General features: G+C 65.4%; 12 protein-coding genes. 7 read left to right on the top strand and 5 right to left on the bottom strand.

The window, feature by feature from the left end:
- Positions 1-77: 77 nt before the first annotated feature.
- The 3 genes from murA (at position 78) to QW861_RS15485 (ending at position 4,150) form a co-directional block, all read left to right on the top strand.
- The gene (gene murA, locus QW861_RS15495) at positions 78-1,373 is read left to right on the top strand and encodes a UDP-N-acetylglucosamine 1-carboxyvinyltransferase (protein WP_315751812.1); all 1,296 of its coding nucleotides are present in this window, start codon (positions 78-80) and stop codon (positions 1,371-1,373) included.
- Between the two features lie 142 nt (positions 1,374-1,515).
- Entirely contained in the window at positions 1,516-1,995 is a 480-nt protein-coding gene (locus QW861_RS15490) for a DUF2867 domain-containing protein (RefSeq protein ID WP_315751811.1), read from the top strand.
- 769 nt (positions 1,996-2,764) lie between these two features.
- The gene (locus QW861_RS15485) at positions 2,765-4,150 is read left to right on the top strand and encodes an MATE family efflux transporter (RefSeq protein WP_315751810.1); all 1,386 of its coding nucleotides are present in this window, start codon (positions 2,765-2,767) and stop codon (positions 4,148-4,150) included.
- A gap of 5 nt (positions 4,151-4,155) precedes the next feature.
- On the opposite strand, the gene QW861_RS15480 is transcribed toward QW861_RS15485, so the two are convergent.
- Positions 4,156-5,298, bottom strand: a complete 1,143-nt coding sequence (locus QW861_RS15480; protein ID WP_315751809.1) for an FUSC family protein — start codon at positions 5,296-5,298, stop codon at positions 4,156-4,158.
- 121 nt (positions 5,299-5,419) lie between these two features.
- Here QW861_RS15480 and QW861_RS15475 point away from each other — a divergent pair, with 121 nt between their 5' ends.
- Positions 5,420-6,790, top strand: coding sequence for an MmgE/PrpD family protein (locus tag QW861_RS15475; RefSeq protein ID WP_315751808.1), 1,371 nt, complete (start codon positions 5,420-5,422; stop codon positions 6,788-6,790).
- Between the two features lie 8 nt (positions 6,791-6,798).
- Here the strand turns inward: QW861_RS15475 and QW861_RS15470 are convergent, their stop codons facing one another.
- Both QW861_RS15470 and QW861_RS15465 read right to left on the bottom strand, forming a co-directional pair.
- Entirely contained in the window at positions 6,799-8,205 is a 1,407-nt protein-coding gene (locus QW861_RS15470) for a serine hydrolase (RefSeq protein ID WP_315751807.1), read from the bottom strand.
- 141 nt (positions 8,206-8,346) lie between these two features.
- Positions 8,347-9,399, bottom strand: coding sequence for a helix-turn-helix domain-containing protein (locus QW861_RS15465; RefSeq protein ID WP_315751806.1), 1,053 nt, complete (start codon positions 9,397-9,399; stop codon positions 8,347-8,349).
- Between the two features lie 138 nt (positions 9,400-9,537).
- Between QW861_RS15465 and QW861_RS15460 the strand changes: the two genes are divergently transcribed.
- Together QW861_RS15460 and QW861_RS15455 are read left to right on the top strand one after the other, a co-directional pair.
- Positions 9,538-10,455 (top strand): pirin family protein, encoded by a 918-nt coding sequence (locus QW861_RS15460; protein WP_315751805.1) that lies wholly within the window; start codon positions 9,538-9,540, stop codon positions 10,453-10,455.
- A 42-nt stretch (positions 10,456-10,497) separates the two neighbouring features.
- A complete protein-coding gene (locus QW861_RS15455) occupies positions 10,498-11,412 on the top strand; it encodes a phosphoribosylaminoimidazolesuccinocarboxamide synthase (protein WP_315715007.1) in 915 nt (304 codons plus the stop codon).
- A gap of 828 nt (positions 11,413-12,240) precedes the next feature.
- On the opposite strand, the gene QW861_RS15450 is transcribed toward QW861_RS15455, so the two are convergent.
- A complete protein-coding gene (locus tag QW861_RS15450; protein WP_315751804.1) occupies positions 12,241-12,633 on the bottom strand; it encodes a nuclear transport factor 2 family protein in 393 nt (130 codons plus the stop codon).
- Between the two features lie 136 nt (positions 12,634-12,769).
- On the opposite strand from QW861_RS15450, the gene QW861_RS15445 reads away from it, so the two are divergent.
- A complete protein-coding gene (locus tag QW861_RS15445; RefSeq protein ID WP_316193237.1) occupies positions 12,770-13,063 on the top strand; it encodes an Lrp/AsnC family transcriptional regulator in 294 nt (97 codons plus the stop codon).
- Between the two features lie 885 nt (positions 13,064-13,948).
- On the opposite strand, the gene QW861_RS15440 is transcribed toward QW861_RS15445, so the two are convergent.
- Positions 13,949-14,479 (bottom strand): 2'-5' RNA ligase family protein, encoded by a 531-nt coding sequence (locus QW861_RS15440; protein ID WP_315751952.1) that lies wholly within the window; start codon positions 14,477-14,479, stop codon positions 13,949-13,951.
- Positions 14,480-14,884: the final 405 nt, after the last annotated feature.

Raw genomic sequence — 14,884 nt, 5'->3', positions numbered from 1 at the left:
TTAATTCCGTTGAAGATCGATGTTCCGCTTTCGCCGGTCCCCGGGCGAATCACCATCTCAGAACGGACTTTTCGCGCATGGCGCCCATTCAATACATCGTCGAGGGCGGTCACCGGCTCAAGGGCGCGATCGAGCCGTCCGGCAACAAGAACGCCGCGCTGCCGATCATCGCCGCCGCACTGCTGACCGAGCATCCGGTCACGCTCGACAACGTGCCGCGCATCCGCGACACCGAGACACTGGTCGAGCTGGTGCGCTCGGTCGGCGCCTCCGCCGAATGGCGCGGCCGGAACAGGCTCACGATCCATGCCAAGGAGATCCGCGCCGCGGACCTCGATCCGGACCTCTGCGCGCGCATCCGCGCGTCGATCCTGCTGGCAGGGCCCCTGCTCGCCCGCTGCGGCGAAGTGGCGCTGCCGCCGCCAGGCGGCGACGTCATCGGCCGCCGCCGGCTCGACACCCATTTCCTCGCCTTCGAGCAGCTCGGCGCCACCGTCACCGCGACCGACAGGATCGAGCTGCGCGCCTCCGGCCTCAAGGGCGCCGACGTCTTCCTGGACGAGCCCAGTGTCACCGCGACCGAGAACGCGTTGGTGGCCGCGGTGGCCGCGCATGGCACGACTTACTTGCGCAACGCCGCCTCCGAGCCGCACGTCCAGGATCTCGCCCATTTCCTGGTCGCGCTCGGGGCCAACATCGAGGGCATCGGCACCAACACGATGGTGATCCATGGCGCCAGCACGCTGGGCCAGGCGAGCTACTCGATCCAGCCCGATCACATCGAGGTCGGCTCGCTGATCGGGCTCGCCGCGGTGACGCGCTCTCCCTTACGCATCGTGCGCGCCGGCACCGAGCATCTACGCTCGATCCGCATGGGCTTCGAGCGGCTCGGCATCGTCTGCGAGGTTGCCGGCGACGATCTCATCGTGCCCTCGGAGCAGACGCTGCGGATCAAGGACGATTTCGGCGGCCGCGTGCCGAAGCTGGAGGACCAGCCCTGGCCGGCCTTTCCCGCCGACCTGATGTCGATCGCACTCGTCACCGCCACGCAATGCGAGGGCGTGATCCTGATGTTCGAGAAGATGTTCGAGTCACGGATGTTCTTCGTCGACAAGCTGATCTCGATGGGCGCGCGCATCGTGCTGTGCGACCCGCACCGCGCCATCGTCGCCGGCCCGAGCCGCCTGCGCGGCGCCCGCGTCGTCTCCCCCGACATCCGCGCCGGCATGGCCATGCTGCTGGCCGCGCTGTGCGCCGAGGGGACCTCGTATATCGACAATGCCGACCAGATCGAGCGCGGCTACGAACGCATCGACGAGCGGCTGAATGCGCTGGGCGCCAAGATCACGCGCGTTCCGGAACGCGGACGGTAGCGCTATTCGCGCAGGATCTCTCCGCCGTCATTGCGAGCAGCGCTATGGCATTCGCGTGCTGGCTTCGCGGACATCCGTGTGCGATGATGCTTCGTATCGCGCACAGCGCGGGAACAACCGTGACATGTGAGGCTCATTGCACATGGCCATCAGCGAGATCACTCCCAACGTCGACCGTACCAGATGGCTCGCCGGCGCGGAGTTCGCTGATGCATTTCGCATCGCGATTGACGAGCCGGCCATCGATGCCCGCACGGCGGCCGAGCGCATGCTCGGTCACGCGCCCTGGTGGATGGCGGCGCTCCTGAAGCTCCGTAACCTGCTGGTCAGACCCTTCGGTCTGAAGACCTCGGGCGCGGACCCAGGCAACCCACGTCCTCTGATCGGGATGTTTCCTGTCGTGGACGAAACGCCGCAACGAATCGTGCTCGGCTTCGACGACAAGCATCTGGATTTTCGTGTCCTGGTCGACGTGGTCTCTCATCGCGCGACCACGCAAGTAACAGCGAGCACTCTGGTGCAGACCCACAACGCTCTCGGCCGCGTCTATCTCGCCGTGATAAAGCCGTTTCACCGCCTCGTCGTGAAGGCGATGCTCCGGCAGGTCGCAACGGCCGCCTGATTCCGCGCAAGTCTTCGACCCGCTGCCGCGCCGGCTCTCCGTCCCCGGATTGAATACTCCGCAAGCAATGACGGAGAACGCATCGAACCGCGCGGCAGCCCAGCCGAGCCACCACGTTGCGTTTTGCCGGTTTTCAGAATTTTTCGCTTGCTTCTATTTCGAAAATCAGAAACAATGCACCCGTCCCGTCCTCATGAGAGGGGCGCTTCGCGATCGTCACGGACCGTTGAGGGTGGGATGCGATGGATGCGGCGGCTCACAACGCGCACTCAGGTTCTCTTGAGGCTGGCGCGTGGACGAAGGGGCTGTCGCATACGGCGAAATCGTATGGTCCTGGCCTCCCGATGCTGAGGTCAAGCCGGCGAGCGATCTGCAGGTGACGGGGGCAAACAAGCCCGGTCCCCGGGGAGAGTACGTATAAGCCGTTCCAACCATGGCGCAGGGAAGGCCGGATGTGCGGCCCACCTGTGGTGACTGCCGCCTGCTACTTCTTTTGCAGGCGGGCCATGGGTGTGGTCAAGCACCCGGCCTTCCCTGCCCCTCTTCCTGTTCGAGGGGAGCAAATCGAGCATCACCCGGGCACGCCGTGTCGCGGGAACGTGTGTGGCCGTCCGATCCGATCTGGTTCGGCACGAGAGCAGTCCGCGATGGCCGACGTCGCGAACCCAAGCTCCAACGATGATGTTGCCGCGACGCTCGCATCTCGCACGGCCCATGACGACGACGGCGTGATGTGCACGACACTGCGGGGACTGCTATAGCCTCGATCATGACCTCCACAGCCGGAACCGACCACGCGCCGCCGCCGGCGGCGCCGACACCTTCTCTCGCGCTCGACCTCTGGGAGACGGTCCGCCTCGCCGCGCCGATGGCGCTGACGCAGCTGTCGCAGATCGCGATGATGTCGACCGATCTCGCCTTCATCGGCCGTCTCGGCGGCGATGCCGTTGCAGCGGCCGCGTTAGCGGGCACCGTCTACTTCGTCGGCTCGACCTTCGGCATGGGTCTGATGTCCGCGGTGGCGCCGCTCGCCGCGCAGGCGTTCGGCGCGGCCGATGCCGGGCTGGTCCGGCGCGCGCTGCGTGTCGGGCTGTGGGCCGGGCTGTTCATCGCGTTGCCGATCATGCTGATCGCGCTGAACGGCGAGATCATCCTGCTCGCACTCGGACAGGCGCCGGACGTGGCGCATCTCGCGCAGGACTATCTCGCCGGTCTCGCCTGGGGGATCGCGCCGATGCTGTGGTTCCTGGCGCTGCGCAGCTTCATGGGCGCCGTCAACCGCCCCGAGCCGGTGCTTTGGATCACCTTGGCCGCGATCCCGCTCAACGCGCTGCTGGTCTATCCGCTGCTCTACGGCCACTGGGGTTTTCCGCAGCTCGGCCTGACCGGCGTCGGCCTCGCCACCTCGACCGTCAACCTCGGAACGTTTCTTGCCGGTCTGTGGTTCGCCGCGTTGCGCCCGCCGTTCCGCGACTATCATGTCCTGGCCCGGCTCGGGCGCATCGACTGGCGGCTGATGCGGCAGCTCCTGATCATCGGCGCGCCGATCTCGCTGTCGTTCCTGCTCGAATATGGCCTGTTCTCGGCGGCGGCGATCCTGATGGGACTGATCAGCACGGCCGCTCTCGCCGCGCATCAGATCGCGCTGCAGATCACGGCGATCCTGTTCATGGTGCCGTTCGGCATCAGCATGGCTGCGACCGTGCGCGTCGGCCACGCCGCCGGACGTAACGATGCGGCCGGAGTCCGTCGCGCCGGACTGATGGCAATGTCGCTCGGCCTAGGTCTCGCAATGCTGTTCACGCTCGGCATCGTCATTGCCCGCTATGACATCGTGCAGCTGTTCCTCGGCGCCGGCATCGCCGATGCGGAAGCGACGGCGGCGCTCGCCGCGATGCTGCTTCTGATCGGCACGACCTTCTTCATCACCGATGCGCTGCAAACGATCGCGGTCGGCGCGCTGCGCGGCATCAAGGACACGCGCATCCCGCTGCTGCTCGCCGTGCTCGGCTACTGGCTGATCGGCTTTCCCGCCTCCTATGCACTCGCCTTCCACACCGCGCTCGGCGCGACCGGGATCTGGATCGGCCTGTCGGTCGGCACCGCCATATATGCAGCCCTTCTGGTGCTGCGCTTCCTGCGGTTGTCACGATGAGGAGATCAGGCCCCCGCTGTATCCGGCGTCTCGTCGCGCTCCGGTCGATGCGGTTTCCCGGTCGACGCTCCCGCCCATTCGGCGACGACGCGCTCGAGATCGATCAGGTTCTGGCGCATCTGCTCCAGCGAGAAGCCGAGCGCGAAGAAGCGCTCGGCGGCGTCACCCGGCAGGCCCCGCGTGAGACCGTCGCTGCGGACGGCGGCGACCTCTTCCGCATAGGCCTTCACCGCGACGTGGATCGGCCAGATCGCCGGCGGGCCGGAACCGTTGCGGATGGCTGCGGCACAGCCGCGCAGATAGCTCGCGATGGCATCGCTGACGCGCGCCACCGGTCCCGACAAGCGCGCCTGCAGCTCGGATGGCAGCGGCACTACGCTGGCACGGCCGATCATCACGACGTCGTGGCGCAGGCGCAGGATCGTCCGCAGCAGCGGGCCGGTATCGGCGCCGGAGGACAGCCGCGCCGAGCGCTCCCGCTCGGCCTCCGCTCCTGTCGCATTCAATTCGGTGAGCGCGGTACCGATGCCGTCCTGGATCCGATGCAGCGCGTCGTTGTCGCGGCCGCGCGACAGGCCGGCCAGCAGCTCGGTGAAGGCGGCTGCGATCAGTTCGAGCAGACGCCCCGCCGCGCTACGCATCTGCACATGCGCGCGCGACGGCAGCACGATGAACGAAACGGCGAGCCCGGTCAGCGCGCCGACCGCGACCTCGAACACACGGTCGATCGCCGATCCCAGCGGATCGAGATGGCCCATCGTGGGCACCAGCAGCACGATCACGGCCGTCACCGTCGCCGCGTTGAGACTTGGATTGATCGCGGCGATGAAGGCGAGCGGCGTCACCGCCAGGATCAGCATGCCGAGCAGTTGCAGCTCGCCCGAATGCGGGATGAAGACCGTGATGGCGCCGCCATAGATCGCACCGCCGATGGTACCGAACATGTAGTCGCGCGTTGCCTTCAACGAGCGCCCGACGCTGCCTTGCGTCACGATCAGCGAGGTCAGCACCGCCCACAGCGGCAGCTTCAGGTGGAAGGCCGTGGCGATCGCGAAGGCAAGCGTCGCCGCCACCGTGCCGCGGACCGCCAGCGACATCGGCGCCTTGCGGGCGCGCAACCGGCCGAACAGCCGTTTCAAGGACACCATCAGTCGCTCACCTCGAAAAGCACCAGCGCGATCGCGGCATGGCAGCTCCCCACCGGGCCGAACCGGCTTGAAAGGCGGAATCGGCTTGCCTACGGTCATTGCAACGATGCGAGGAAACACGATGGCCCAGGAAACCGCAACGCTCGCCGCCTATGTCGCGGAGCTGAAATATGACGATATCCCGCCCGAGGTGCTCGACCGCGCCAAGGTGCTGACGCTCGACTTCCTCGGCAGCGCCATCCGGGCCCGGCGCGAGGCGGAATCGACGCCGTCGGTGGTGAAGATGCTGGCGGCGCTGAAGCTCGATGCGGCGGGCGAGGCGACCGTATTCGGCGACGGCAGAACCTGGACGCCGGCGGTGGCGGCGCTGCTCAACGGAACGATGGGCCATTCGCTCGATTTCGACGATACCCACGCCGATTCCTCGCTGCACCCGAGCGCGCCGGTGGTGCCGGCCGCCTTCGCCGTCGGCGAGATGGTCGGCGCCTCGGGCCGCGAGGTGCTGACCGCGATCGTCGCCGGTTACGAGGTGTGCTGCCGGCTCGGCAACGCGCTCGATCCGACCTCGCATTATGCCCGCGGCTTCCACCCGACCGCGACCGCAGGCACCTATGGCGCGGCGGCCGCCGCCGGCAAGCTGTTCGGCCTGTCGGAGCAGCAATTGATCTACGCTTTCGGCGTGTCCGGCAGCCAGGCCGCGGGCTCGCTGCAGTTTCTCGTCAACGGCGCCTGGAACAAGCGCTATCAGGTCGGGGCGTCGGCGATGAACGGCGTGATCGCGGCGACGCTCGCCAAGAACGACTTCGTCGGCGCGATCGAATCCGTCGAGGGCAAGCACGGCCTCCTCGTCGGCTACACCGACACGCCGCATCACGACAAGGCGGTCGCAGGGCTCGGCTCCACCTATGAGACGATGAAGATCGGCGTGAAGCCGTATCCGAGCTGCCGCTATACCCATGCTGCGATCGACGCCATCATCGCCCTGCGCCGCGAGCACAATCTGACGCCGGACCAGGTCAAGCGCGTCGAGATCGGCCTGCATCGCAACGGCATCACCCTGACGGGCGATGCCGCCACCAAGCGCCATCCGACCTCGATCGTCGGCGGCCAGTTCTCGATGTTCTTCACCGGCGCGCTTGCGCTCGACCAGGGCCGCTTCGGCTGGGACGACTACACGCGCCTTGGCGACGCCGCGATCAATGCACTGGCCGACAAGTTCGACGTCGTGCAGGACGACAAATTGGAGATCGGCCGCAGCCATCCGTTCGGCGCGCGCGTCACCATCACCACCGCGGATGGCGTGCACGAGCGGCTGCACGACGATCCCTCCGGCGAGCCGACCTCGTTCCCGACTGCGCAGGCGATGAGCGACAAGTTTCTGACGCTGGCGCGGCCAGTGCTGAGCAGCCGGGCACAGAGCTTCGCCGACGCGATCCTGTCGCTGGAGCGATTCGAACGTGTCGAGCAGGCCACCGCTTTGGGAAGAGCGTAACGCATGCGTCATTCTCCCTGCGTCGCCGCGATCACGTCGCTCACGAGCTGCGCCACGCCATCGGCCTCCGGCGGCCAATTCACGGTGCGGCCGAAACGCGTGATGACGAGACGCTCCGACGGGACGACGATGACATATTGGCCGAGCGTGCCCTTGGCGAAGAACGCGTCGCGCGGCCAGCCATGGGAGGTGCGGTAGTTGGCGCCAAAGCTGTCGCCACTGTTGGTCCAGAAGCCAGCGCCGAGGCCGACGAACGCGCCGGGCGTCGGCGCGCTGGCATACGCGACCCAGCCCGCGGGCAGGATGCGCCGGCCGGCGACGACGCCGTCGTCGAGATAGAGCTGGCCGAGCCGCGCCCAGTCGCGCGCCGAGGCCAGCATCTGGCTCGATCCCTCCGGTGTGCCGGCGGCATCGAATTCGAGGGTGACGCTGGTCATGCCGAGCGGATCGAACAGCTCGCGATGCGCAAAGCGCAGCACATCCGCAGCGCTGCCGCCGACGGCGTCGCGGATGAGATGAGAGAGGATGACGGTGTTGCCGTCGTGATAATTGCTGACCGCGCCCGGCGTGGTTTCGAGCGGCATGGTTTCGGCGAAGGCGGCGCGGTCCGTTTCGACGAATTTCATGCGGTTGACAGGCTCGAGCACAGAGAACAGCGAGGCCTGCAGCGAGCTGCCGAGCGCGAGGCCTGCGGTGTGGCGCAAGAGGTGATCGACGGTGATGGCGTGGCGCGGATCTTTGTCGTCCCGCCACGCCGCGATGGGCGCGGGCGTATGCAGCGCGAGCTTGCCCTGGCGGACGAGAATGCCGATCAAGGTCGCGGTCATCGACTTGGTCGCAGAGAAGCCGAGCAGCGGCGTGTCGAGCGTGAAGCCCTGGGCGTAGCGCTCGGCGATCACCTTGCCGTCCTTCATCACCAGGACAGCATGGGTATGCCGGAACGGCGGCGAGTCCGGCTCGGCAAAGGCGCGATCCAGCGCTGCCGCGAGGGCCGGAGTGACCGGCGCGACGACGCGTGGCGGAGCGACGTCGGGCAGCAAAGCGGGGGTTGGCGCAGCGGGCCGGATGGCCGGCCAATCCGCCGCTTCGCCATGGTCCATGTGGCAGCCGAGCCCGTCGCGATACACGGCCCGGCTCTGCCCGATCCCGAGCAGCGTCACGGTGACGTCCTTGGCGGCGCGATCGACGCGGACGTCCATCGCCCAGCTCAGCAGGCCGGCGCCGGGCATCGCGGCCCGGGTCTCGGAGAGCGTGCGGTCCGGGTCGAGACCGGAGACGAAGGTCTCCGAGCACAGGAGGCTGGCGATGAAACCGGTTGCCACCTTCGGCACATCGCGGGCGCGGGCGCCGCCGACCGCCAGGGCGGTCAGCGCGGTGGTGGCAACGAGAGCAAGCAGCAGGCGACGTTTGGTCATGAGGAGCTCCGGCAGTTGGATCTGCCGGACCAGACTGCGGCCGCGGCCCGGACGCTCGCCGATTTCGGAAATCATCCCAGCCGAGAATCGTCGGGATCTCGCCGATTCTGGAATTCCTTTGCAGTTTCAAGGCTGAACAGATCACGCCGCCGACAGCCTCATGCGCCGGTATTCGGTCGGCGTCACCCCGGTCACCGCCTTGAAGGCGCGGTTGAAGGGCCCAAGCGACTGGAACCCAGCGTCCATCGCGATGGTGATCACGGGCACCTCGGCCTGGGCAGGATCGGCGAGCGCGGCCTTGGCCTCCTCGATGCGGTGGGTGTTGAGGAAGGTGTTGAAGTTGCGGTAGCCGAGCTCGCCATTGATCAGCCGCCGCAGCCGGTATTCAGGAATGGAGAGCTTCGTCGCCAGCATGCCGATCGTGACGTTCTCCTGACGATAGATCCGCTCGTCCGCCATCAGCCGCATCAGCGCGTCCACCAACCTGCGGTCGGCGGCTTTCGGAGCCATCGCTTCGAGCGCCGCGGCCGGTGGCGCCTCCGGCGCGAGCACATCGCCGGCACCGACCTTGAGCAGCATCAGCGCAACGGCGCCGACCACGACCAAGAACATCGCCGCATTGACCACATTGGCAAGCTCGGACGGGCCGCTGCCGGCGGACGCCATCTGCAGCAGCGCATTGACGCCACCGTAGGACAGCGCCGCGATCACGACGAAGGCGCGGATGCGCCGCCGTCCCTCGACGAGATCCGCCGCCCAGGAACGGATGGTCTGCGCCAAGGTCAGGCCGAGGAAGCCGAGAGCCAGCACATTATTGGCGACGATCACGAGCCGTCCATGTCCGGCAGGCCCCAGCACGAGACAGCTCAGCAGGCTGAAGCCGAACACCGCGAGCCAGATCAGGCCGTGCAGCCAACGCAACGCAAAGCCGTCGTCGAACAGCGCGCGGCAGAACAGCCAGAGCACGACGATATCGGCGGTCGCCACCGCAATCAGCGGCGCGGAAGCGAGCGATGGCGCGGCCGTGCCGCCGATGTTGAAGGTCGCGGCATGCGCGGCCGAGCCCAGCGCCAGCGCGATCGCGAGCCGGCCGCGCCATTGCCTGCCGAGATCGCGTCCCAGCGCGACGGCGAGCACGGCCAGCAGCGCGATGGCGGCGGCGCGAAGCGCGAGATCGAGGCTTTCGAGCGTCATCGTCACGGGTCCGTTGTCAGCGCCGGAACTCTAGGCCGGAGCTTCGCTTCGTTCAAATCGCGGATGCCGCGACCTCGTGCCCTGCCCTCGCCTTCGTGAAGCTGCTAAGCTCGCGCGACCACATTGCAGGAGCGCCCCATGAGCTGGCAGCCATCGATCGATCCCGAGTTCGGCGATCCCACCTCGTGCGATGCGCTGGAGCACGTCATCGTGCCGCGCACCCGCGATCTCGGCGACGGTTTTGCGGTGCGCCGCGCGCTGCCGCACGGCCGACGCCAGATGGTCGGCCCGTTCATCTTCTTCGATCATTTCGGCCCGGTGCAGTTCATGTCCGGCAAGGGCATGGACGTGCGGCCGCATCCGCATATCGGGCTTGCCACCGTCACCTATCTGTTCGACGGCGCCATCATGCATCGCGACAGCGAGGGCAACGTGCGGGAGATCCAGCCCGGCGCGATGAACCTGATGACGGCGGGCCGCGGCATCGCCCATTCCGAGCGCACGCCCGACCTGCAGCGGCAGAACGGGCAGAGGATGCTGGGCCTGCAGAGCTGGATCGCGCTGCCGGTCGAATCGGAAGAGATCGCGCCGAGCTTCCAGCACTACGCGGCGGACGCGCTGCCGACGGTCAGCGACACCGGCTTCTCCGCGCGCGTCATTGCCGGCAAGGCTTTCGGCGCGACCTCGCCGGTGACGATGGTCTCGCCCTGGTTCTATGTCGAGGTCACGGCGCAGGCCGGCACGGTGGTGCCGCTCGATCCCGATCACGAGGAGCGCGCCATCTATATCGTCGATGGCGAGGTCGAGATCGCGCGCGAGCGCCACGAGGGCCCGCGGCTCCTGATCTTCCGCCCGGGCGACGCCATCAGCGTGCGCACGGTGAAGCCGACCCGGATGATGTTCCTTGGCGGCGACGCCCTGGAAGGGCCGCGGCACGTGTGGTGGAATTTCGTCTCCTCCAGCAAGGAGCGCATCGAGCAGGCCAAGCAGGACTGGAAAACCGGCCGCTTCGCCGCCGTTCCGCAGGAGCACGAGTTCATTCCGCTGCCGGAATAGGCTATTGCGGTCGCAACGCTCCCGTTTCGAAGGCTCTGCACGATGACCACGCTTCTCGCCAGCAATCTGCCGCTCCCGAAGATCGGCCGCGGCAAGGTCCGCGACATCTATGCCGTCGGCGACGACCGCGTGCTGCTGCTGACCACCGACCGGATCTCGGCCTTCGACGTCGTGATGAACGAAACCATCCCGATGAAGGGCGCGGTGCTGACGCAGATCTCGGCCTACTGGTTCAACGCGCTCGAAGGCGTGGTGCATCACCACATGATCTCGGCCGACACCGACACGATCATCGCGGAGGTGCCAGCGCTGGCGCCGCATCGCGACGAGATTCTCGGGCGCGCGATGCTGTGCAAGCGCACCACCGTGTTCCCGATCGAATGCGTGATCCGCGGCTATCTCTCCGGCTCGGCCTGGAAGGAATATGCGGCCCATGGCACGCTGGCCGGCGAGCAGCTTCCCGCCGGCCTCGTCGAGAGCCAGAAGCTCGACCCCGCGATCTTCAGCCCCGCGACCAAGGCCGAGACCGGCCATGACGAGAACATCACCATTGCGCGAATGCGCGAGGTGGTCGGCGACGACACCGCGTATACGCTGGAGAGCATGACGCGCGCGGTCTACACGCTGGGTGAAAAGCTGGCGCGCGAGCAGGGCATCATCATCGCCGACACCAAGTTCGAGTTCGGCCGCGACAAGGACGGTCACATCATCCTGATCGACGAGGTGATGACGCCCGACTCGTCGCGCTTCTGGGCGGTCGATGCCTATCAGCCGGGCCAGCCGCAGCCGAGCTTCGATAAGCAGCCGCTGCGCGACTATCTCGATGCCGAGCGCCGTGCCGGCCGCTGGAACGGCGACGCCCCCCCGCCGCCCTTGCCGCAGAGCGTGGTGGATGCGACCAGCCAGCGCTATCTGGAGGCGTTCCGGCGGGTGACGGGCAGCGAGCTGAAGATCTGAGCACTGCACGTCTCTCGCCGCGATGACGGATCCGAAGGCAGTATTTTCTTCGGAGTGGGAGTCGAACTGGTACCGTATCGGCGGTGCGCTCCCCCGCCCCGCTTGCGGGGAGAGGGCTGGGGTGAAGGGGACTCTCCATGCACACCAGACTCGCGGAGAGCCCCCGTCACCCGGATTGCATCTTCGATGCAATCCGACCTCTCCCCGCAAGCGGGGCGAGGTGAGAACTGATCGTTCTGCGAGGCGCGTGCTCACATCAGCCAAGGCATCGTTGATCATCGGAGAGTTGCTAACGAGACGCGCTGCGTCGATCTCGCGGCCATGCTTGCCCGAGCTATGCTGATCGATCTCGCCCTCTTAAAATGCGAGGGCGCAGGGAAGGCCGGGAGCTGGCCGCCCCCATGGCCCGCGTGCGAAAAAAAATGCACGCGGCGGTCACCACAGGTTCAGCCGAGACATCCCGGCCCTCCCTGCGCGATGGGTTTAACGGCTGCTCCGTACTCTCCCCGGGGACCGGCTTGTTTGCCCCCGTCGCCCGCCACGACGCACGAACGTCATCGCGAGCTTGGCGCCAGCATCGGGGCGCCAGGACCACACGGCTTGACCGTCCGCGCGCTGCCGTTCGTCAGCGCAAGAGCGCCTGACAGGCACGCGGCCACCGCTCCCCGCCTCTACGTATCGTGACGACGCGTACGCCCCTCTGCATGAGGACGGGATGCACGGATAAGAGCACGACTTCGGAAAAATAGCAATCAAAATCTCATGCGACAGATTAGCCCGACGGGCTATCTGCAGGCAGCGGATATGCGGCGCGGCACCAGACCGAGATCACTCTCCGTCCGTAAAGCGCCGCTCGACATGAAACGACTTGGCCGTGACCAGCCACTCGCCATCGATCAGGTGAAGGCAGAGATAGTCGAGATAGAGGATCGGATCGATCCTGACGCGCACCTTCACGACCGCCTGCGAGAGCGACGCGAAGTCGATCAGCAGAATCTCCTGTTGGCGGAGCGCTCCCTTCGACTGCGGAGAGGGAGTGGTCGCCAGCAGCTGACGATAGTCGGTCGCGGTCAGAACGCGCAGAGCCTGGTCACGCAGACCATGCAGTTGCGCGGTCGGCGCAAACACGCGGTCAAACCGGTCGACGTCGGAATCGAACATCAGGTCGAAGTATCGCTCGACGGCGGCGAACAGTCCTTGATGGGTAGCAGTATCGGTCATGTCGAGGGATCTCCGGGCGGGTTGATCTCACCTCATCTTCGCTCCGGACCGGCGGGCATGTCCTTGCGAACTGTGCTACCATAACGGCCTGCCGCGCAATAAACCGTCCTCCCGGCGCGCCCGGATTGTCAGAAATATGCCAAAAGCCAAGCTCGATGCGATCGACCAGCGCATCATCGGGGAATTGCAGGCCGATGCGCGGCTCAGCAATGTCGAGCTTGCCGATCGGGTCGGTCTGTCACCCTCGCCCTGCCTTCGGCGTGTCAAGCGGCTGGAGCAGGAGGGCATCATCCAAGGCTATCGCGCCGTCCTGAATCGCGATGGCGTCGGTCTCGGCTTTTCGGCGTTCCTGGCGATCAAGATCGAAGGACACGCCAACGAGCACGCCCTGGCGTTCGAGGAGACCGTCTGCGCCATGCCGGAAGTCTGAGTTCGCTTTCCCCATACCAGCTTCCAGCCTTCTGCAGACCGAGTCGCTTGGGCTTCTTGCTCGAAGGATCCGTCGTGATCACTAACGATGACTTTGAAGTTGATTAGTTCATCTCCGACCCATGTGAAGATGTTCCAATTTTCGTACCGCTTAGCTGTGTATTTAAGCTGTTGTGTCGGCGGATCGGAATCGGTTGACCAAATCGAGACGTCGTAGGGACGACTGCATTCGTCGCTCCGATCAATGGATACCAGATACCGGCCGTTCGGTGACTGTACCGGCCTCGTGGCATTGGACATTTGGACGATACTGCCGGTCTTGCGGCTAATGAACTCATAGTGCCCCGCAGTCGCCCAGAATTGCCTCAATCAGGAGCGAGTTCTGCGAAGGATATAGTGCGTCTAGCCGGAAGACGACGCACCTCTCGCCGTTTGGATCTCGCCGACATGCCTCTCGATCACTCCTGTAGGTCTTAATTTGCCTATTCTCTAGCAGCAGCAGCAGATCGCCCTTTCGCGAGGCAATCCCCTGAAAGCGTTTCAAGCAAGAGGGATCTTCCGCTAGGGCGCTTTGATCGGCCTCGCAAACTATTGGCAGTGGAGCTAGCTGGCCATCGTTGGCAAGGGAGAGATAGGGTACCGCCCCGGCAGCGACCAGAACGGATGCGGTCGTAATTCGACGAACTTTTCCAGCAACGCCAGGGAATATTAGATCGATTTTGCAAGGCAACTACGCCTCCTTTACGTACCGACCAACTTACTGAGCCAGCGACCGACCTTCGGTTGCAACCGAAACCCGATATTTGCGTTCGAGACCTTCTGCGATGGCCCAACGAGTGAGCGACCTGCGGCCGAGAAGAAAGTGACCTAAAATGGCCTGAACAAATTAATCGCTGCCACGGCACGCCGAACTCAGCAGCACTTCAACTGGACGGAAGCTGACCAATTCGACACGATCAAGAAAACCGGTGATCGGTTCCCAACCGGACAGGAGGGCCTTGAGAGCCGCCCCCGGGTCATGCAAGGCACCCGATAACGTCACGTGTGGCACCCACGCTCCTGGTCGATAGTGCTCGTGCACATTAAGATCGCCCAGTGCGGAGTGGATAGCGTCATGACGAGCAAGCAAACCGGCCGTCACTACTGGTACTGCCCATAGAACGGCGCCGTCTCCGGGAAACACACCCAATCCGCTCAGGCGAACAGGGAGCGGCTCCCAGTTTCGGCACGTATCTTCAATAGCGCTGCGCAGCCTGTTAAGAGGTGTTTCGTCCGGATAGATGGCAACGGTGACGTGTGGAGCGTAGCCAAGCTGATGCCGATCGGCGTCGATTCCGTCGGCGGCGAGATGACGCCACATGGCTTGGATCTTGCTAGCGCTGATGTGGTCGAACGGAAGTGTGATTGCGAACGGCATGGACACGAGATTTACTCTGCCCCCCTCGTCCATGGCAATTGATCAGTGCTCGCTCCAACGTCTGCGTCCGCCGACTTTAAAACTGACATTCCTCTCGAGGTGAGCAAGTTGGCCTCCGCCCGTCGGTTGTAGTGGGTCACAAGCCCTAATAACTCTCGGGAATCGCATGGATACGGGTTGTGACCCACTCGGCGCTAACACCTTTGATCCGGATCCTCCGGAGAGCCTTGCTGGGATCGCCAGTCGTCATCGTTGAAAACCTGGAAAAATAGATGTTTGCGAGCACCATCGCGTCTGGGTCTCATCGAACTCTCGCGAAACAAATGAGGATCAAAGTGGACATTCCGGGACCGATGTCGATGAAAAGTCCCGGAACACGTCCCGGACCGGAACGCCACATTGCGG

Origin of the sequence: Bradyrhizobium sp. SZCCHNRI1029, assembly GCF_032487555.1 — a bacterium.
In the GTDB taxonomy this organism is placed as follows: domain Bacteria; phylum Pseudomonadota; class Alphaproteobacteria; order Rhizobiales; family Xanthobacteraceae; genus Bradyrhizobium.
The sequence above is the reverse complement of the archived record's forward strand: the minus strand, read 5'-3'. Positions and strand labels throughout refer to the sequence as shown.